General features: G+C 65.2%; 19 protein-coding genes and 1 tRNA gene. 7 read left to right on the top strand and 13 right to left on the bottom strand.

The window, feature by feature from the left end; translation table 11 throughout:
* The first annotated feature begins 143 nt into the window (after positions 1–143).
* Together L5G32_RS03940 and L5G32_RS03935 are read left to right on the top strand one after the other, a co-directional pair.
* Complete coding sequence (locus L5G32_RS03940; RefSeq protein ID WP_237009723.1) at positions 144–1421, top strand: DUF6986 family protein; 1278 nt, start codon at positions 144–146, stop codon at positions 1419–1421.
* Positions 1418–2233, top strand: a complete 816-nt coding sequence (locus L5G32_RS03935) for a bifunctional allantoicase/(S)-ureidoglycine aminohydrolase (RefSeq protein WP_237009722.1) — start codon at positions 1418–1420, stop codon at positions 2231–2233. The genes L5G32_RS03940 and L5G32_RS03935 overlap by 4 nt, the downstream gene beginning before the upstream one ends.
* 82 nt (positions 2234–2315) lie before the next feature.
* On the opposite strand, the gene L5G32_RS03930 is transcribed toward L5G32_RS03935, so the two are convergent.
* Both L5G32_RS03930 and L5G32_RS03925 read right to left on the bottom strand, forming a co-directional pair.
* A complete protein-coding gene (locus L5G32_RS03930) occupies positions 2316–3038 on the bottom strand; it encodes an aspartate/glutamate racemase family protein (RefSeq protein ID WP_237009721.1) in 723 nt (240 codons plus the stop codon).
* Positions 3039–3056: 18 nt separating this feature from the next.
* The gene (locus L5G32_RS03925; RefSeq protein ID WP_237009720.1) at positions 3057–4562 is read right to left on the bottom strand and encodes an NCS1 family nucleobase:cation symporter-1; all 1506 of its coding nucleotides are present in this window, start codon (positions 4560–4562) and stop codon (positions 3057–3059) included.
* A gap of 236 nt (positions 4563–4798) precedes the next feature.
* Here L5G32_RS03925 and allB point away from each other — a divergent pair, with 236 nt between their 5' ends.
* Together allB and L5G32_RS03915 are read left to right on the top strand one after the other, a co-directional pair.
* Complete coding sequence (allB, locus tag L5G32_RS03920; RefSeq protein WP_237009719.1) at positions 4799–6166, top strand: allantoinase AllB; 1368 nt, start codon at positions 4799–4801, stop codon at positions 6164–6166.
* 28 nt (positions 6167–6194) lie between these two features.
* Positions 6195–6758, top strand: a complete 564-nt coding sequence (locus tag L5G32_RS03915; RefSeq protein ID WP_237009718.1) for a Type 1 glutamine amidotransferase-like domain-containing protein — start codon at positions 6195–6197, stop codon at positions 6756–6758.
* On the opposite strand, the gene L5G32_RS03910 is transcribed toward L5G32_RS03915, so the two are convergent.
* Genes L5G32_RS03910 through L5G32_RS03900 form a run of 3 tightly spaced genes read right to left on the bottom strand, consistent with a single transcriptional unit; the run spans position 6748 to position 8874 of the window.
* Positions 6748–7257: a GNAT family N-acetyltransferase gene (locus L5G32_RS03910; RefSeq protein ID WP_237009717.1), complete on the bottom strand. Its 510-nt coding sequence runs from the start codon at positions 7255–7257 to the stop codon at positions 6748–6750. The two genes, L5G32_RS03915 and L5G32_RS03910, sit on opposite strands and share 11 nt — an antisense overlap.
* 32 nt (positions 7258–7289) lie before the next feature.
* Positions 7290–8405, bottom strand: a complete 1116-nt coding sequence (locus L5G32_RS03905) for a methyltransferase (protein WP_237009716.1) — start codon at positions 8403–8405, stop codon at positions 7290–7292.
* Between the two features lie 25 nt (positions 8406–8430).
* Positions 8431–8874 carry a MarR family winged helix-turn-helix transcriptional regulator gene (locus L5G32_RS03900; protein WP_237009715.1) on the bottom strand — a complete coding sequence of 148 codons (444 nt, stop codon included), beginning with the start codon at positions 8872–8874 and terminating at the stop codon, positions 8431–8433.
* Between the two features lie 67 nt (positions 8875–8941).
* Between L5G32_RS03900 and L5G32_RS03895 the strand changes: the two genes are divergently transcribed.
* A complete protein-coding gene (locus L5G32_RS03895; protein ID WP_237009714.1) occupies positions 8942–10045 on the top strand; it encodes an aminotransferase-like domain-containing protein in 1104 nt (367 codons plus the stop codon).
* 29 nt (positions 10046–10074) lie between these two features.
* A complete protein-coding gene (locus tag L5G32_RS03890) occupies positions 10075–11547 on the top strand; it encodes a SulP family inorganic anion transporter (protein ID WP_237009713.1) in 1473 nt (490 codons plus the stop codon).
* A gap of 9 nt (positions 11548–11556) precedes the next feature.
* On the opposite strand, the gene thiD is transcribed toward L5G32_RS03890, so the two are convergent.
* The 6 genes from thiD to L5G32_RS03860 all read right to left on the bottom strand — a co-directional run bounded on the left by thiD (position 11557) and on the right by L5G32_RS03860 (position 17547).
* A complete protein-coding gene (gene thiD, locus L5G32_RS03885) occupies positions 11557–12354 on the bottom strand; it encodes a bifunctional hydroxymethylpyrimidine kinase/phosphomethylpyrimidine kinase (RefSeq protein WP_237009712.1) in 798 nt (265 codons plus the stop codon).
* Positions 12347–12847: a nuclear transport factor 2 family protein gene (locus tag L5G32_RS03880; RefSeq protein ID WP_237009711.1), complete on the bottom strand. Its 501-nt coding sequence runs from the start codon at positions 12845–12847 to the stop codon at positions 12347–12349. Before L5G32_RS03880 ends, thiD begins: the two co-directional genes overlap by 8 nt.
* Before the next feature lie 76 nt (positions 12848–12923).
* Entirely contained in the window at positions 12924–14063 is a 1140-nt protein-coding gene (locus L5G32_RS03875; RefSeq protein ID WP_237009710.1) for an acyl-CoA dehydrogenase family protein, read from the bottom strand.
* A gap of 139 nt (positions 14064–14202) precedes the next feature.
* On the bottom strand, positions 14203–15414 hold the full coding sequence (locus L5G32_RS03870) for a L,D-transpeptidase (protein WP_237009709.1): 1212 nt from the start codon (positions 15412–15414) through the stop codon (positions 14203–14205).
* Between the two features lie 345 nt (positions 15415–15759).
* Positions 15760–16923, bottom strand: a complete 1164-nt coding sequence (locus L5G32_RS03865) for a DUF3089 domain-containing protein (protein WP_237009708.1) — start codon at positions 16921–16923, stop codon at positions 15760–15762.
* Between the two features lie 111 nt (positions 16924–17034).
* Complete coding sequence (locus L5G32_RS03860; RefSeq protein WP_237009707.1) at positions 17035–17547, bottom strand: MarR family winged helix-turn-helix transcriptional regulator; 513 nt, start codon at positions 17545–17547, stop codon at positions 17035–17037.
* Between the two features lie 171 nt (positions 17548–17718).
* On the opposite strand from L5G32_RS03860, the gene L5G32_RS03855 reads away from it, so the two are divergent.
* On the top strand, positions 17719–19044 hold the full coding sequence (locus L5G32_RS03855; protein WP_237009706.1) for an FUSC family protein: 1326 nt from the start codon (positions 17719–17721) through the stop codon (positions 19042–19044).
* Between the two features lie 91 nt (positions 19045–19135).
* Here the strand turns inward: L5G32_RS03855 and L5G32_RS03850 are convergent.
* Positions 19136–19208: transfer RNA gene (locus L5G32_RS03850), tRNA-Lys, on the bottom strand.
* A 170-nt stretch (positions 19209–19378) separates the two neighbouring features.
* A complete protein-coding gene (locus L5G32_RS03845; protein ID WP_237009705.1) occupies positions 19379–19597 on the bottom strand; it encodes a DUF3618 domain-containing protein in 219 nt (72 codons plus the stop codon).
* Positions 19598–19669 lie beyond the last annotated feature (72 nt).

The raw sequence follows: 19669 nt of genomic DNA, 5'->3' as shown, positions 1-19669 counted from the left end.
GCACCACAGATACTTCCGCAATACGGAATACATCAAGCCTACTATCGGAGCACTGTCCTGTACTTTCCCGGCCCCACAAACTAAACTCCACGATGTGGAATTACGATTCCGCAAGTCTTCCCCAACGGCGAGGAGAGCCACCTGTGACACGACACCTCGAGGACGCGGTGCTCGCCGACGTCGACCGTCGCCTGGCAGATGCCGATACAGCGCTCGCGATGCAGTACCCCGGCGACGACGGACGACGGCAGCCGATCCACACCGTTTACGTCCCCGGTGACCGCTACACGGCGACGACGCCCGCAGACTGGAGCTCCACCGCTCTCGAGTCCGCCCGTACCGCAGGCGGACTCGACGCCGTCGCATCGATGGTCGGTGTCACCGAAGGGACCGACTGCGCGCCCGACACGCTCGCGACTCTGGTGCAGCACAAACTGTCCACCGAGCCGATCGAAGACCTCCGCGTCGACTTCGAGGACGGTTACGGCACGTTCGACGACGAGACCGAGGACGCCGACGTCGAGCGGGCGATCGCCGCGCTGCGCACCGCAGTCGACGCGGGCACGTCCACCCCGTTTGTCGGCGCCCGATTCAAATGCTTCGAGGCCAACACGCGGGCCCGCGGCCTCCGCACTCTCGACATGTTCGTCAGCGGGCTCGTCGAGTCGGGCGGGCTGCCCGACGGCCTGACCCTCACGCTCCCCAAGGTGACCTCGGTCGACCAGGTGGAGGCGATGGTCGCCGTCGCCGCGGCCCTCGAATCCGCGAACGGTCTGCCTGCCAACAGAATCCAGTTCGAGGTTCAGGTCGAGACTCCCCAGGCGATCCTCGGCTCCGATGGACGCGCGCCCGTCGCGCAGTTCGTCCACGCCGGTCAGGGACGCGTCAGCTCGTTGCATTACGGCACCTATGACTATTCGGCGTCGCTCGGCATCGCCGCCGCCTACCAGTCGATGGAGCATCCGGTCGCCGACCACGCCAAGAACGTCATGCAGCTCGCCGTGGCCGGAACAGGCGTCCACGTGTCGGACGGCTCCACGAACATCCTTCCGATCGGCGACGCCGACAACGTCGCGACGGCGTGGCGACTGCACGCCCGCCTCGTCCGACGGCATCTGGAGCGCGGGATCTACCAGGGCTGGGACATGCATCCGGCCCAACTCGTGACCCGCTACCTCGCAACCTACGCGTTCTACCGAGGCGCGTTCGGCCCCGCCGCGGCACGCCTGCGCAACTACGTCCACAAGCTCGACTCCACCGTGATGGACGAGCCCGCGACCGTCCGTGCCCTCGCCAACGTGATCCACCGCGGCGCCGTGTGCGGAGCGCTCACAGTCGACGAGATCGAGACCGCCGCCGACCTGCCCATGACAACCGTGCGCGACATCGCGCTCGGCCGCCCTACCAGGAGTGACCAGTGACCACAGCGTCGTATTACACGCCCCGCGGCGGTCTGCCGCCGCAGACCGACCTGCTGACCGACCGCGCGATCGTCACCGAGGCCTACACGGTGATCCCGCGCGGCGTCCTCTCCGACATCGTCACCTCAGTCCTCCCCGAGTGGACCGACACGCGGGCCTGGATCATCAACCGTCCCGTCGCGGGCGGAGCGACCACCTACTTCCAGGCGATCGTCGAGGTCAAACCGGGCGGCGGCGCGCAGCGACCCGAGCCCCAGCCCGAGGTCGAAGGCTTCCTGTTCGTCACGTCCGGAGCACTCACCGTCGACGCGGCTGGCCAGTCACAGACGCTGACCGAAGGCGGTTTCGCCTACCTCCCCGCGGGCACCGACTGGTCGGCGCGCAATGACGGCGACGCCGACGCGTCGTTCGTGTGGATCCGCAAACGCTACGAGGCGATCGACGGCCACACCCCCACGGTCAAGTTCGGCAACGAGCAGGACATCGAGCCGTCGGCCATGCCCGGCACCGACGGCAAGTGGCGAACCACCCGCATGCTCGACCCGCAGGATCTCGCGTACGACATGCACGTCAATGTCGTCACGTTCGAGCCCGGCGCGACGATCCCCTTCGCCGAGACGCACGTGATGGAACACGGGTTGCTCATGCTCGAAGGGAAGGCCGTCTACCACCTCAACGGCGATTGGGTCGAAGTTCAGGAAGGCGATTTCCTCTCGCTGCGCGCCTTCTGCCCGCAGGCCTGCTACGCAGGCGGCCCGTCGAACTTCCGCTACCTGTTGTACAAGGACGTCAACCGCCAGATCATGCTCTGATCTCGCAAGACTGAAATAGCTCCGCAAGACGACGGAACCGGGCGCCTGGGAGGCGACGCCCGGTTCCGTCTTCGTTTGCGCGCTACAGCTGGAACGGCCAGCCGGTGACCTTCTTCTCGCGGGGAGTCGCATAGGTCCGCACCTTGGACGTCGACAGCCCCATCCGTACCAGACCCTCGGCGATCGTCACCGCCGCGCGGACGCCGTCGACGATCGGGACGCCTGTCGCCGCCGTGACCCTCGCTTCGAGTTCGGCCATGCCGCCGCAGCCGAGACAGATCACTTCGGCGTGGTCGATCTCGACCGCCTCGCGCGACTGCGCGACGATCGCCTCGACCGCGCGCTCGGGATCGGACTCCAACTCGAGCACGCCCAGCCCCGACGCACGCACCGACGCGCACCGAGCATCCAGACCCGCGAGCTTGAGCCGGTCCTCGATGAGCGGGACCGTTCGGTCGAGCGTGGTGACCACCGAATACTTGTGACCGAGGTACATCGCTGTCGACGCCGCGGCCTCGGTGATGTCGACCACCGGAACGTCGAGCAGTTCTTGCAGACCCTCACGTCCGTGCTCGCCGTACCCGGCCTGGATGACGGCGTCGAACGGCTCCGGGTACGACGTGACAGCGTCCATCACGGCGATCGCCGCGAGGTAGCTCTCGAAGTTTCCCTCGCACGAGTCCGCTCCGAACCGCGGCGTGATGCCCACGATCTCGGTCCCGGGCGACGCAACGCCGCGTGCCGACTCAGCGATCGCGTCGGTCATCGACGCGGTCGTGTTCACGTTGGCGACAAGAATTCGCATGACGTTCCTTCTCTCGAACTAGTGAGTGCTGGCCACAGCGATGGGCTCGCCCGATACGTCGGCGAAGGGTCCGCGGCGGTCGGCGACCGCGAGGTACACGATCGCACCCACACCGGCGCCGATGAACCAGGAGAAGTCGGCGACCGATTCGAAGGCCGGAACGAACGCCACGAGGAGTGCGATCACCGCAGTGATGACCAGCGCGACGATGGCGCGCGGATTCACGCCCTTCACATACGCGTACTCGCCGTCAGGGTGCGAAGTGAACAGCGCAGGCACGTTGATCTTGGCGCGACGCACCAACCAGTAGTCGGCCATCACGATGCCGAACAACGGACCCAGGACGGCGCCGAGACCGCCGAGGAAGTACTCGATCACCGCAGGCGAGTTGTAGAGATTCCACGGCAGGATCACCAGTCCGATCACCGCGGAGACGAACGCTGCGCGACGGAAGTTCAGATGCCTCGGAAACAGGTTGTTGAGCGCGTAGATCGGGGCGACGAAGTTAGCCATCATGTTGACGGCCACCGTCAGGATCAGCAGCGCCAGGCACGCGAGGACCAACAAGAGCGTGTTGGGCACTTCCTGCACGATGTCGGCAGGCGATTCGATGATCCGACCGTCGATACGGAACTGCGCGCCCGCGAGCGTGACCACGATGCCGCCGAACACGAGCATGTTGAGCGGGATTCCCCAGAAGTTGCCGCGCACGATGGAGCGCTTCGACGTCGCGTTCCTGGTGAAGTCACAGAAGTTCAGGACGAACGTGCCGTAGATCGCGACCCAGAGGCTCGCGCCGCCGACGATCTTCAGCCACATGTCGCCGCCGGTCAGCGAGTCGGGCGTCGACCACGCGATTGCCCAGTCGCCGTTGCTGAGCATCCACACCGCGAGCGCGATCATCGTGACGAGGATGACGGGCCCGGCGAACGCCTCGTATTTACGGATCATCTCCATGCCGTAGCTGACGATGATCACCTGCACGATCCACAGCGCCACGAAAGAGATCCATCCGAGGGTCGACAGACCGAGGAATTCGTTGGCGTCCAACGTGGTCGCCGACGGAATGAGCGCGACGATCATGATGCGGAGGACAACCGAGGCCAAGTAGGTCTGGATGCCGAACCAGGCGATGGCGACCGCGCCGCGAATCAATGCGGGCACCTGGGCACCGCGGACACCGAACGAGATGCGGCTCATCACCGGGAACGGGACACCCGTCTTCTCCCCCATGAAACCGGACAGGTTCAGGAGCAGGAACAGGAAGACGCCGCCCAGTCCGAGCGCCAGCAGGATCTGCCAACCGCCGAGCCCGAGCGCGAACAGTCCGATCGCGAACGAGTAGTTGCCGAGGCTGTGGACGTCGTTCGCCCACAGAGTGAAGATGTTGTACGTGCCCCAGCGTCGGCCTTTGTGCTTGGTCGGCGCGAGATCGCCGTTGTACAGCGACGGACTCACGTCCTGCGACGGGGTGGCATCGTCACGATTGGCCTCGTCGACCAACCCGGTGGACTCTGTGCTCATGGATTCGCCTGTCACGGTCGGAGTGGCGACAGCAGCCGCCACTAAAATTCCACCTTGTGGAAACTATCTTCCACAAGTTCGATAAGTAACGCGCACATAGACGCCTTCTGTCAAGCGTCACGGCCGATTGACGGTGTCACTGCTCACATCTAGTATCTTCCGATAAGTAGAGTTTCTATTCCACGATGAGAAATTATTCTGCTGTTGAATCACGCTGCAGCCAAGGAGTCCCGTAGATGAGCACCGCCGCCACCGAGCAGCCGCGTCAGCCGACCTTCGATCTGGTCGTCCGTGGTGAGCGCACGCTCACCACGGCTGGCATCGTCGCCCGTGAGATCGGAATCCGCGACGGCCGCATCGTCGCAATCGAGCCGCTGGGCAGTGGGTTGACCGGAGCCCAGGTCGTGGAGCTCACCGACGAGCAGGTGATGATCCCCGGGCTGGTCGATACTCACGTCCACGTGAACGAGCCAGGGCGTACCGAGTGGGAGGGCTTCGACTCGGCCACCCGCGCCGCAGCAGCCGGCGGTGTCACCACACTCATCGACATGCCGCTCAACTCGATCCCGCCGACGGTGAACGTCGAGGCACTCGACGCCAAGCGCGCCGCGGCATCGGGCAAGACCCACATCGACGTTGGCTTCTGGGCCGGAGCCGTCCCCGGCAACACCGACGACCTGCGGGGTCTTCACGACGAGGGCGTCTTCGGCTTCAAGTGCTTCCTCCTGCACTCCGGCGTCGACGAATTCCCGCACCTCGAAGCCGACGAGATGGAGAAGGACATGGCCGTGCTGGCCGGGTTCGACTCCCTGATGATCGTGCACGCCGAGGACTCTCGCGCCATCGACCACGCCCCGACCGCAGAGGGCAACCAGTACTCACAGTTCCTCGCCTCGCGACCGCGCGGCGCGGAGAACGTGGCCATCGCCGAGGTCATCGAGCGCGCACGGTGGACGGGAGCGCGCGCCCATATCCTGCATCTGTCGTCGTCGGACGCCCTCCCGATGATCGCGACGGCCCGCCGCGACGGCGTCAAGATCACCGTCGAGACCTGCCCGCACTACTTGACCCTCCTCGCCGAGGAGATCCCGAACGGTGCAACCGCGTACAAGTGCTGCCCGCCGATCCGTGAGGCGTCGAACCGGGAACTGCTCTGGCAGGGGCTGCTCGACGGCACGATCGACTGCATCGTCTCGGACCACTCGCCGTCGACCGTCGACCTGAAAGACGTCGAGAACGGCGACTTCGGCGTGGCGTGGGGCGGCGTCGCCTCGCTGCAGTTGGGTCTCTCGCTGATCTGGACCGAGGCCAAGCGCCGCGGCGTCGAGCTTCCGCAGGTGATGGAGTGGATGGCGGCGAATCCCGCCGCGCTCGCCGGGCTGAACCGAAAAGGCAAGATCGCGCTCGGCTGCGACGCCGACTTCGCGATCTTCGAGCCGGAGTCCGCCCAGGTCGTCGACGTGAACAAGCTGCACCACAAGAACCCGATCACCCCGTACGACGGCCGCGCTCTCGCGGGCGTCGTGACGAGCACGTGGCTGCGCGGCGAGAAGATCGACTTCCAGAACGCGCACGGCCGGATGCTGCGGCGCGGCGACGTCTAGTTCGACGCGACGGGTAGCGTCGAACCTCGTGCATCTGCTTCTCCTCTCGCTCGGCGACGGAGCCATCGAACGCTTCGTCGCCGACACCGTCGGAAAATCGCCGCGCGACACCACGATCGGCCACGTCTCCGGCGCGGGTCGAGAGTTGTTCTCCGACCGAGGTTTCCGGGTGGTCGACTTCGCCGAGGATCCCGACGCGGTCGATGCGGTCTATGTCGGCGGCGGCAATACCTTCGCGATCTGGCACGAACTGCGAGCCGCCGGCACGGACCGCTTGCTCGACCGCCTGATTCGCGGCGGTCTCCCCTACATCGGACTCAGCGCCGGATCGGTCATCGCGGGCCCCGACATCGAGCCGTCCGGACTGCTCGACGATCCCGCCGCGGCACCAGGACTCGAGAGCACCACGGGCTTCGGCTGGATCTCAGACGTGCCGATCCCCCACGCGGGCGGAATGCTTCCGGCGTACCCGTCCGCGTTGATCGACCGGACATTCGCCCAGTTCGGCGACCGCTTTCCGCTGCTCGCACTCGACGACGATCAAGCGTTGGTCGTCCACGACGACGAGCAACAGGTCATCGCTAGTCCGTGAGACTCCAGTCGCGCGCGAAGACCGCCATCCTCACCACGTCTCGGTAGGCGCCGTCGGCGTAGAACTCTTCGTGCAGCGTTGCCTCGGCTTCGAACCCGGCCTTGGTGTAGACGTGGATCGCTCCGGCGTTCTCGACGTCGACCAGCAGGTACACCTTGTGCAGGTTCAACGTTCCGAACGCGTAGTCCAGGACCAGCTTCGTCGCGGTGTGCGCGTAGCCGCGTCCCTGGTTTCCCGGGGCGACGACGATCTGGAACTCGCACGTCCGGTGCAGCGGCGAGATGTCGACGAGTTCGACGATGCCGACGTCTGCACCCTCGTCGCTGATGACGAACCGTCGGGCGGAGCCGTCGCCGCGACGGCGCTCGAACTGTGCCTGCACGTCGGCGCGCGTCAGGTAGGGCTCGACGAACCAGTACCGAGTCGTGGCCGGGTCACTGAAGAGTGCGTGCAGAAACTCGGTGTCCGACGCTTCCTGCGCCCGGAGGGTGACCGTCATGCGCTCAGCGTACCGAGCTTGCCCTCAGTGGTTCAGCCGTCGGCAGCCAGACGCCACAACGACGTCCGCTCCCGACTGCGCGCCGTGTGGAACCGATCTGACGAGTCTTTCGATCGACGGTGAGTCGGCGTGGTGTCGAGCCGGTCGACGACGCGCAGTCCCGCGGCGGCGAAGCGCTGCGAGAGGTGATCACTCGCACGTTCGCCGAGGTGCTCGGCCAAATCGGAGAGGATGAGCCACCCCTCCCCGCCCACTGCCAGGTGAGCCGCGAGACCGTCGAGGAATCCGTGGAGCATCTGCGAGCCTTCGTCGTAGACGCCCTGTTCCAGGGCCGAGGTGGGTCGTCCCGGAAGCCACGGCGGGTTGCACACGATCAGGTCTGCTCGTCCCGACGGATACAGATCGGTCAGGGCGACGTCCACCTGGCCCCGATAGCCGAGGCGTTCGATGTTGGCTCGACTGCATTCGACCGCGCGCGGATTGATGTCGGTCGCGGTCACTCGTTGCATTCCTCGGCGGGCCAGGACTGCGGCGAGTACGCCAGTCCCCGTACCGAGGTCGAACGCCACCCGCGCACCGTCGGGCAGCGGGGCCCGAGCTGCGAGGTCGATGTATTCGCCGCGCACCGGCGAGAACACGCCGTAGCAGGGGTGGATTCGGGCGTCGAGTGCCGGGATCGACACGCCCTTCTCGTGCCACTGGCGGGCACTGAGCACGCCGAGGAGTTCGGTCAGCGCGATGCACATCGCGTCGTGCGGTTCGCCATACGCGTCGACGCACGCCTGCCGGACGTCCGGCGCGCGGCGCAGTCCGAGATCGTAGCCGCCGTCGAGCTGCACGGTCAGCGCGCCCAGGACGCGAGCCCGTTCAGCCCGCTGCGCGCGGTGGGCCGCGAAATCGGCATGGTCGCCTTCGCGTCGAGCGGCGGCGCGGTCGATCCGTCGCCCGATCGCCGTCAGCAACTGGCGGGCGTTGTGGTAGTCGCCGCGCCACATCAGTCCGGTGCCCGAGAGCGCGAGCCGGTACGCCTGGTTTGCCGTGGTGTCGTCGCCGACGACGACGACACGCGACGGTGCGGCCGCACCGGACTCCGAATGCCACCGAGCCGAATACTGGCGGTCGTCTTCGGTCCAGGTCATCGTCGGCATGAGGACAATCCTGCTGTATCGGGTCTCACTCGACGACGGGCGGCCCGGCCAGCCGCGTCATCACGTCTCGCCACCCCGCCTCTGCATCGGAGTCGACGCCGGTGAACACCGACTCCAGCAGGTCCAGTTGGGCGCCGGTCAGTCGCGCTTCGAGACGCGCACCCTCCTTCGAAGCAGTCAGGCGTCGCACGCGCCGATCGTGTGAATCCGGAGCGACTGAAACGAATCCGAGGGACTCCAGTTCTCTGATCGGGCGGTTGATCGCCTGCTTGGAGACGTCCAGCACTGTCCCGAGTGCCCCGACCGAGACGCCGGGCTCACGCCGGACGAAGTAGAGGATCCGGTGGTGCGCGCGACCGAGGTCGTACTCGGCGAGAATCTGATCGGGCAACGACGTGAAGGCCCGGTACCCGAAGTAGAGGGCTTCGACCGCACGGCGGAGCTCCACCTCACGATTTGAGTCAACCATATTGACCTATCTTGTCTCCGCCCCCACAATTAGGTCAATAGCATTGACCTACTGCTGGAGGTTCAGCGTGTTCTCGCAGCGTATCGAAGGACTCCGACCGTCACCGATTCGGTCGATCCTCGAAGTGATCGACCGGCCCGGGATGATCTCGTTCGCGGGCGGCCTGCCCGCCACCGCGACGCTTCCGGAGTGGTCTGGCAGCGTGCCGCCCTCGGTCCTGCAGTACGGCCCGACCGAGGGCGAGCCCGATCTACGGGAAGCCGTGTCTCGGCACTTAATCGATCTCGGCGTGGATGCGCCGGTCGAACGGGTCATGATCCTCAGCGGCAGCCAACAGGGCATCGACCTCGTCGCGAAACTCCTCGTCGACCCCGGAACCGTGACCGCTCTCGAGGACCCGACCTACCTCGCGGCTCTCCAAGTGTTCCGCTTCTACGGGGCGCAGTTCGTCGACGTCGCCGAACGAGCTGCCACGCCGGCACGGCTGGCCTACGTGGTTCCGACGTTCGGTAACCCCACCGGCGCGTGCATGTCCGACGCCGACCGCGACCGGTTGGCTCAACGCTGCCTGCGCGAGGACACCGTTCTCTTCGAGGACGACCCGTACCGTGACCTCGTCTACGAGCCGTGCGACCGCACGCCGATCGCGGCCCGTATGACAGACGGCTCCTGGATCTATCAAGGGTCGTTCTCCAAGACGTTCGCACCGGGCCTGCGCCTCGGCTTCATCGCCGCGTCGCGCGACCTGTTCGACAAACTCGTCATGATCAAGCAGGCCACTGACCTCCACACGTCGCGGCTGTCGCAGCACATCGTCCTCGACGCGCTCACCGACCCCGGCTGGGCCGCTCGGCTCAATCGTCTCGCCGACTTCTACCGCGAACGGCGCGACACCTTCGACGCTGCACTGGCCCGAGAGTTCGGGGACGTCGCGACCTGGGAGACGCCGAAGGGCGGATTGTTCTTCTGGCTTCGGCTCTCCCCGCGCGTCGACACCCGCCCGCTGCTCGCTACAGCGATCGAGCGCGGCGTCGCGTTCATGCCCGGAGAGGAGTTCTCACCGAGTCGGCCCGAACTCGGAACAATGCGACTGAACTTCAGTCACGCACGAGCCGACGACGCCGAGCGCGGCCTCGCGGTCCTGAGGCAGGTAATGTTTGCCCAGTTCTAGGCGACGTCGACCGACAGGAGAAGCCCGCGGTGCAGGAAACGGTGTTGACCGCGGTGCGCAGCCCTCGACTCCTGACGAGAGAGACCCTTGCCGGCGTCGTCACGGCGCTCGCGCTGATCCCCGAGGCGATCTCGTTCTCGATCGCAGCGGGCGTCGATCCGCGCATGGGACTGTTCGCGTCGTTCACGATGGCCGTGACGATCTCCATCGTCGGCGGCCGCCCTGCGATGATCTCCGGCGCCGCCGGATCGACCGCCCTCGTCATCGCCCCCGTCGTCCGCGACCACGGCGTCGACTACCTCATCGCGACAGTCATCCTCGCCGGACTGCTGCAGATCGTGTTCAGCGTGTGCGGAGTCGCGCGACTCATGCGCTTCATCCCGCGCAGCGTGATGGTCGGCTTCGTCAACGCGCTCGCGATCCTGATCTTCTCGGCGCAGATCCAGCACATGTTCGACGTGCCGTGGATGGTGTATCCGATGATCGCCATCGGACTGGCCATCATCGTCGGGCTGCCCAAGCTCACCACCGTGGTGCCGTCGCCGCTCATCGCGATCGTCGTGCTGACCGCCGTCGCGATGGCGTTCGGAATCGGGGTGCCCACCGTCGGCGACGAAGGCGAACTCCCCAGTTCCCTGCCCCACTGGCTCGTGCCCGACGTCCCGTTCGATCTCGAGACGTTGAAGATCATCGCACCGTATGCGGCAGGGATGGCGCTCGTCGGCCTCCTCGAGTCCCTGATGACCGCCAAGCTCGTCGACGACATCACCGACACCCATTCGGACAAGACCCGCGAAGGCTGGGGTCAGGGTGTCGCGAACGTGGTGACCGGATTCTTCGGCGGCATCGGCGGCTGCGCGATGATCGGCCAGACGATGGTCAACGTTAAGACCGCCGGCGCTCGCACCCGCGTCTCCACCTTCTTGACGGGCATAGCGCTCATCGTGCTCGTGGTCGGCCTCGGCGACATCGTCGGACAGATCCCGATGGCTGCCCTCGTCGCCGTGATGATCATGGTCTCGGCCACCACCTTCGACTGGCACAGCGTCCGCTTGTCCACCCTGCGGCGGATGCCCAGGAGTGAGACGGCCGTCATGGTGATCGCGGTCGTCGCAACGGTCGTGACGAGCAACCTCGCGATCGGCGTCGTCGCGGGCGTGATCGTCGCGACTCTGCTGTTCGTCCGGCGGGTCGCCCACTTCACGAGGGTGACTCACACCGACCGCGTCGACGGCGACCAGACAACCCGCGTCTATCACGTGCGCGGTGAGCTGTTCTTCGCGTCCAGCAACGACCTCGTCTACCAGTTCGACTACGTCGACGATCCCGATCACGTCGTCATCGACCTCTCGGACACGCACGTGTGGGACGCGTCGACCGTCGCAACGCTCGACGCCGTTGAGACGAAGTACCGCGACAAGGGCAAGGTCGTCGAGATCGTCGGACTCAACGAGGCGTCCGCCGAGCGGCGAGACCGACTGTCCGGCCAGTTGGGCGACTGACTCAGTCGGTCAGTCTGCGACGCCCTGGCGGACGGCGTCGAACGGGAGGTGTCCGCTCACGCGGGCCTTGATCGCCGCCCCCGTGAAATCCTTCGCGCGACGCGCCGCATCGACGACCGACGCCCCCTTGGCGAGCTCGGCCGTCAACGCCGCAGCCAGCGTGCAGCCCGCGCCGGAGACCCGCTCGCCGCCGATCTTCGGCGCGCACAGCACCGTCACGTCTTCACCGTCGAACAGGACGTCGACCGCGTCGTCGCCGGGCAGTTCGACGCCGCCCTTGGCCAAGACGTACTGCGGCCCCTGCGCACCGATGCGGCGGGCCGCCTCAGCGAGTTCGTCGACGGTGGTGATCTCGTCCATCCCGGACAGGGTCTGCGACTCGAAGAGGTTCGGAGTGACCACCGTGGCGTGCGGCAACACCTTGGCGCGCAACGCCTGATCGGTGTCGAGCGCCGCTCCGGGTTCCTGCCCCTTGCAGATCAGGACCGGGTCGAGGACCACGTGACGCCACGACTGGCGGCCCAACGCGTCGGCGACGACGTCGATCGTCGCGGGCGTCCCGAGCATGCCGATCTTGACGACGTCGAGGTCGTACGCGCTCGTCGCGGCTTCGATCTGGTCGGCGATGACTCCCGGCTCGATCGGCACGAACCGGTGTCCCCAGTCGTTCGCGGGATCGAACGACACGATGCAGGTGATGGTGCCGAGGCCGAACACCCCGGACGCCTGAAACGTCTTGAGATCTGTCTGGATTCCGGCGCCGCCGGTCGCTTCCGAGCCGGCGATCACATATGCGAAGTCAACCACGACTATCGAAAATACCCTCTTCGACCCGTGCGTCGTCACCCAGCGGCCTCGTGATGGACCACCGCGGGGTGAAACGGCACACCGACATCCGCCACGCACCGTCGGTGAACCGGTACTCGTCGTTGTACTCGCCGATCGACACGGTCTCGGTCCGCTCGACGGTGTTCACCTGGCGGAACCGCAGCGACCAGCGGCCGACCGCCGTGTCGTGCGCGGTCAGTTCGATCTCCGGGTGCGACCCGTGGTGCATGTCGAGCACCGCGTAGTGGCCGTCGACCTTCTTGCACGCGACGTTCCGGAAGATCTCGACCATCGGCTTCACGTCGTCGAAGCTCCCGAGTGGACCGTAGTCGATCACGGCGCCCTCGGCGATGAACGATGCCCCGAAACCCTCGGGATCCTTTGCGTCGCAGGCCCGCCAGTACCCGTGTTTGAGGCTCTTGATCGATTCGATCGCCTCGAGTGCTGCGATTCGGTCGTCGTTGGTCAGCATGCCTCCCGTTCTACACGTCGCCGAATCCCTCGCTGCGGACGCCCCGGCGCCTGGAAACTCCCGGTGCCCTGACTCGTCACAGCGAGCGCGAGATGACTTCCTTCATGATCTCGTTGGTGCCGCCGTAGATCATCTGGACGCGGTTGTCGGCCCACATGCGTGCGATCGGGTACTCGTTCATGTAGCCGTACCCGCCGAACAGCTGCAAGCAGGTGTCAGCGACCTGCATGGCGCGGTCGGTCGTCCACCACTTGGCCATCGCGACCGTCGGGATGTCGAGTTCCCCGCGCAGATGCTTCTCGATGCAGTCGTCGACGAAGACACGTGCGATGTGCGCCTCAGTCGCCACCTCAGCGAGCTTGAACTTGGTGTTCTGGAACCCGAACACCGGCTTGCCGAATGCGGTGCGCTCCTTGGTGTATTCGACCGTCTTCTCCAGCGCGACTTCCATGCCCGCGACCGATGCGACGGCGATGATCAACCGCTCCTGCGGCAGCTGCGTCATCAACTGGATGAAGCCGAGACCTTCTTGGTCGCCGAGGAGGTTCGACTGCGGGACTCGCACGCCCGAGAAGTTGAGCTCCGCGGTGTCCTGGCCACGCATGCCGACCTTGTCGAGAATGCGGCCACGACTGAAGCCCTCACGGTCGGTCTCCACCAGGATCAGCGAGATGCCCTTGGCGCCCGCCGCCGGATCCGTCTTCGCGACGACGATCACGAGGTCTGCCTGACCGCCGTTGGTGATGAAGGTCTTGGAACCGTCGATGACGTAGTCGTCGCCGTCCTTGACCGCCTTGGTCTTGACGTTCTGCAGGTCCGACCCCGTGCCGGGCTCGGTCATGGCGATGGCGCCGACGACCTCGCCGGAGGCCATCTTCGGCAGCCACTTCTTCTTCAGCTCTTCCGAGCCGTACGCCAGAATGTAGTGCGCGATGATGCCGTTGTGCAGGCTCTGCCCCCACGACGAGTCGACGGTGCGGGCCTGCTCTTCGATCAGGACGGATTCGTGGGCGAATGTTCCGCCGCCGCCGCCGTACTCTTCCGGAATCGACATGCAGAGGAGTCCGACTTCGCCTGCCTTGCGCCACAGGTCGCGATCCACGTGGTGCTGTTCGATGTAGCGCTCCGTGTTGGGAGCGATCTCCTTCTCGCAGAATCCACGCGCCATCTCACGCAGCGCGGTCAGGTCCTCAGTTTCCCAGGAGGGACGAGCCATGGTGTCCATACCAATCGTCAGTGACTTTTTTCTATCGAACGCGATACTAACACCACTCAATGGCAGAGTCCGGCTGAGGATGCCTCAGCCGGACTCTGTTCATATGTTCACTTATGGTCGGGTGGTCGCCCGTCAGGGTTTACGCGTTCCCCTTCGACCACGTCGACCACGGGATGTTCCAGTCGCCGAGACCGTCGGTCCCCGGAAGCTGCTCGCCGACGGTACCGGTGACAGTCACGGGATCGCCTCGCAGCGTGTTCCGCACGACCCACAGCGCGTCGGCGGGGCTCAGATTGAGGCAACCGTGCGACGTATTGGTGTTGCCCTGCGCCCACACCGACCATGGGGCCGCGTGCAGGTAGATGCCGCTGTAGGACATCTGGGTCGCGTAGTCGACCGGCGTGCGGTATCCGTCGGCAGAGGTGTTGGGGACACCGTAGGTCGCGGAGTCCATGATGATGTGGTCGACGCGGTCGCCGATCGTGTAGATGCCGTTGTTGGTCGGTGCAGCATCCTTGCCCATCGACGTCGGCATCCGACGGATCACCTTGCCGTCACGCTTGACCACGACGATCTTGTCGCTGTCGTCGACCGACAGTTCCAGGTCGCGACCGATCTTGAAGCTGGACGATGCGTTGTCCTGACCGAAGGTCCCGTCACCGAGATCGATGCCGAAGATGTTGACCTTCACGTCGACCTTGGTACCGGGCTTCCAGAACTCCTTGGGCCGCCAGCGGACCTCTTGGTTGCTGATCCAGTAGAACGCACCCTCGGTCTTCGGGTTTGTCGTGACCGTGATGGCCTTCTCTGCGGCCTCCCGATCGCCGATCGCCTCGTCGAAACGGACGCCGACAGCCTGCGCGACGCCCACGGTCTCGCCGTTCGGAGGAGTGATGTAGGCAGCGGTCTGGTTCTGCGGAGAGCGAGTCGTGAACTTAGTTGTGCTCGTCGTGCTGCCACCGACACCGGATGCCGTCGCGTTGACCGTGTAGCTGCGGCCATAACCGAACGGCTCGGTGCTCGTCCACTTCGCACCGTCGTCGCTGACGTCACCGGAGATGAAGCCACCGCTGGCCTTCTTGATCTTGACGTCGGTGATAGCACCCTCGGTCGCGTTCACGACGATGGGCTGCCCGGGTTGGATGTCGACCTCGTTCTTGCCCAATGCCTCGCCACCAGTGTCCGTGACGGAGATCGCAGGCTTGATCATGTCGGCGAACTCACCGTCCGCCTGGACCTCGCTGCCGTAGGTGGTGCCGCAGGCCGACAGGAATGCCATCGTCCCGACCAGCAACGCGACCATCGACGCCTTGACTCCAGGTCTGCGTCGGCCACTCCGAGTGATGCCCATCTTGCTCCCAAACCTCTTCTAACCGTTCCCGACTCATGGTCATGGGAACCCGAAAGCGGACCGTGTTCCGGTTCTCGTCGATTGTACGAGACGCCGACCGTATTCCTCGTCGCCGAGGACGGCGTGACGGCTCCGCCACGCGCAGCTGCGGCGTCGTCCATTTTGTCGTTACCGAACCCGGCGACGTTACCGATCGACGAAAGCCTCACTACCTCGATGAATCGTCATCGACAATACCCAATACCTCCGACATCGACCACCGCGACGACGCTTGGATCACACCGGTGTGACTCATTCGACCGAATGGGTTGTGACGTCCACTAGAGGTTGAAAGTTCTGCTCGCTTCAGCCGACGTACGCGGCGATCTGCTGCTCGGCGATCGAATGCAGTTTCTCTATTCCGAGGTTCAGGTCGACCAGATGCGAGTCGAACAGCGGCAGTTCGTTGAAGTGCTGAGGGATCACCGAGTGGGCGATGAGCTTGCGGAAGCCGAGGTGGTCCTCGCAGTTCAGGTTCCACCGTCCACGACCGGTGGTCCAAGTCGACGACGATGTCGGCAGATCGCCGGGGAACGTCGACACCTTCATCAGGAATGCGATCATGCTCGCCGCGTACGGCCTGCTAGGGACCGTCGCCGCGGCCGGAGTCCGGTCACCGCTCAATCGGTCGGGGTCGGTGCACGCCACTTGGAAGGCGGGTCCCGTCGGGAGATTCATTGGCGAACTCAACGCGTCGAGACCACTGTTGCCGAACAACGACGGTAGACCTATCAGCGCGGTCGAGTACGCGACCACACAGCCGGTCTCGGCACGCCTGGTACAGATGGGAATATTCCGGAAGTCACCACCGGTGGTCCGTCCGCGGGCGGTCATCACGTTGCCGCCCATGAGGAACGCGCCCACCATCTTCTTACGCAGTTCAGATTTCGGGTCGATTTCCTCACGGATCAGCTTGCGCAGCATCATCGAGCCCTGGGAATGACCGATGAAGATGACCGGCCGCCCGTTGTTGTCTTCGCGCAGGTACTTCTGCCACGCCTGCTTCACGTCCCCGTAAGCAGTGTTCGGCAGGTCGCGGTTGCCGACCCAGGACGCAACCATCGACGGACTCAGTCCCCATAGCGTCATCTGACGGTAGACCGGTGCGTACACGCGACACAGATCGTTGAACGACGCGGCCTGAAAACGCGCGATCGACTGAACCGTCGGGACCACCTTCTTGTCCGCCAGGATCGACGGCTGATCGGTGACCGTCGGGTAGACGTAGAAGCAGTCGGCCTTTTTCGCCGAGTCCGGCACGGGCGCAGCCGGGGTCCGTTTGTCGGTTAACTGGTCGGTCCTGTCGTTCTTCAGGTCACACGGATCCAGTACCCCCGGTTCACACAACCAGGCAACCGTCGATTTGGCGGCTGCGGGACCGGCGCCGATCGGGGCCACCAATCCGCCGGCGACAGCTATCGATGCCAGCAGTGTCACGATTCCGCGAATACCTGGACGACGTGCCGACATGTGAGCCTCCCCGACGGTCGATGTCAGGAGAGTCAATCATCTCCGTCGTCGCAGGTCTCGCGAATCATCGAGACAGATCAGACCGGATGGAACGCGCCAGCAGCTCCGAAATCAGTTCCGCCTCTCGACGTTCTCGGTGATTCTTCGCAACATGTCGGTCAGAATCCTGATCTCGTCGTCGTCGAGTCCGTCGAGCATCTGCAACTCGCTCTCGACCCGCCGCGGGAACTGCTCGTGCACCAGTTCGCGACCCGCATCGGTCAGCGACAACAACACGACCCGGCCGTCGCGCTCGAGTCGCTCACGCTCGATCAGTCCCATCTTCGCCAACCGCTCGGCGTGCTTGGTCGTCGATCCGGCTGACGCCCCAGTCACCGAAGTGACTTCACTCGCTCGCAACGGATGATCACTGCGGGCAAGCGCACTGAGTACGTCGAACTCGGTACGGCCGATTCCGCTGGCGTCGAGTTCTCGCTCGAACCTCGCCAGAGCGAGCGTGCTGATCCGCGTGATGCGCCCGATGACGTCGATCGGCCGCACGTCCATGTCGGGAAACCGCTCAGCCCAATCGCTACGGGCCCGCTCGACATAGTCGGGTCCGTCCCCGGGGATACGTGACGCCATGTGACGAACTCTACCCACCGAGACGGATTAATTCATAGTTATTTTACTTGTGAAGTATTATTCTGGAGTCATGCACGATGACTCGTCCTCCGTCCGCCAGCCCCGGCTCAAGCAGTCGGGACGGCTCTGGCCCACGTCGCGTCGCCCGCCACGTGGCGGAGCGCGTTCGAGATGCGCCGGGCCGACCCGACGACGGCGCTCGCACTGCGCGTCGGCTTGGTCGGCATGATCGCGCTCGTCGGCTGCGGACTGCTCGGGTTCACCGAGATCGCGGCGTTTACCGCCCTCGGCACATTGAGTTCGGCCTTCCTCCGCTACGAGCCGTACCGTCGCCTCGCGCCGAGACTGGCAGGCGTCGTCGCACTCATCGTGGCCTGCGCCGCTTTCGGTGCAGCACTCGGCGCGCTCGGCCTCAACGTCTGGACGCAGGTCGTTCTACTCTCAGCCACAGGTGGGATCGTCTTCTGGTTACTGCAGGCATTCCGGATCACCGGGCCCGGAGCTGCCATCATGGTCTTTGCGGCCGCAGGCGCGGCAGGCTTCGCCCAGGACGCTCAGGACGTCGGCGAGGTCACGCTCGCCATCACCGTTGGCGCGGTCCTCGGCTGGATCGTCGCGATGTGGCCTGCGATTCTGCATCCCCACAGTCCTGCCCGAGTCGCGGTGGCTCGTGCGCTGTCTGCTGCGGCAGCAGTCGAAAGTGGCGACGTCGCAGCCGAACCCGCAGCGCGCCAAGCCATTTCGACTGCCCGGGAGACGATCGCCCTTACCCCGCACCGGCGTATCGACGCACACACACGAGAATTGCTCGCTCTGGTGGACGCCGCCGAAACGGTCGTCGACAGCGGCTCACGAGACACTCTCGATCCCGCGCACCGCGACTTCGCCGACCTCGCGGTACGCCTCCGTCGGATTCGTTCCGACTTCCCTGTTCCGGCCAAGTCTGAGCGCGAGATCGAAGTCGAGGACATCAAGGCTCACCACCCCGGTCCGGCGTTCCGCGCCGGGTTCCACCGTCTCGGCGACCGCACCATCCTGCTCGACGTCGCGCGTCTGGGCATCGCCTGCCTGATCGCCGGACTCCTTGCCGCAGCCCTCGGGCTGGACCACCCACTGTGGGCCACCATCGGCGCGCTCACCGCGCTGCAGGGCGCTCACTATCACCACACAGTCCAGCGCGGGATCCAGCGCGTCCTGGGCAACGCCGCGGGCGCCCTCGTCGTCGTCGGCATCTTCGCGCTTCATCCGGGCTACTGGCCGCTGATCATCGTCGTCATCATCTGTCAGACATGCGGCGAACTCTTCGTGACGCGCAATTACGCGCTCGCCCAGATCTTCATCACCACGATGGCACTGATCTTGACCGGGCTCGGCGCGTCCGGTGGCGCCACCATCGCGGCCACCCGCGTCGCCGACACTCTCATCGGGGTGGTGATCGGCGTGATCATCGCGGCAGTCACTATCAAGAACGACGACCGGCATCATCTGACGACGTGACCGGCGAACGGGCGCGCTCGTTTCGCTTGCGGTACGTCAGCACACGAAAAATCCCTGTGATCCGCGCTTGTGCGGATCACAGGGATTTGAGTGCGCCATCAGGGACTTGAACCCCGAACCCGCTGATTAAGAGTCAGCTGCTCTGCCAATTGAGCTAATGGCGCTTGGCCTTGCGAGAAGAAACATTAACAGCAGGATCGGAGATAACCCAAATCGCCTGGTCGACGGCGGGACTGAGCGTTAACGCAGTGGTCCGCCGGTCTGCGAACAGACCGGCGGACCGGGGGTCTCGACTCCGCTCGACCAGCAGGGTTGAGCTCGACCAGCAGGGCGGTCAGCGGAAAATCTTGACGATCACCGCGACGACGAGAGCACCGACTCCGGCGGCTCCGTACTTGACGGCGGGCTTCTGTACGACGGCCATCGCCTTCGTCTTCGCCTCGCCGGCCAGTCGCTGCGGGTTCCCCTTCACCGCAAGCTGATCGAGGGTCTTCGCGAGCTCCTCGCGCGCCTGCGCGATGTCCTTCTCGATCCGTTCGGTGTCACCGGCCACGTTCGTCCTCCAGTACTTTCTGACATTTCAGGGTTCGTCTTCGGGTTGAGCCTACAAGGGATCAGTGTCACT

Origin of the sequence: Gordonia zhenghanii, from assembly GCF_021738965.1 — a bacterium.
Classification (GTDB): Bacteria; Actinomycetota; Actinomycetes; order Mycobacteriales; family Mycobacteriaceae; genus Gordonia; species Gordonia zhenghanii.
Note: the sequence above shows the minus strand (reverse complement) of the source record. Positions and strands in the feature narration are given on the sequence as shown.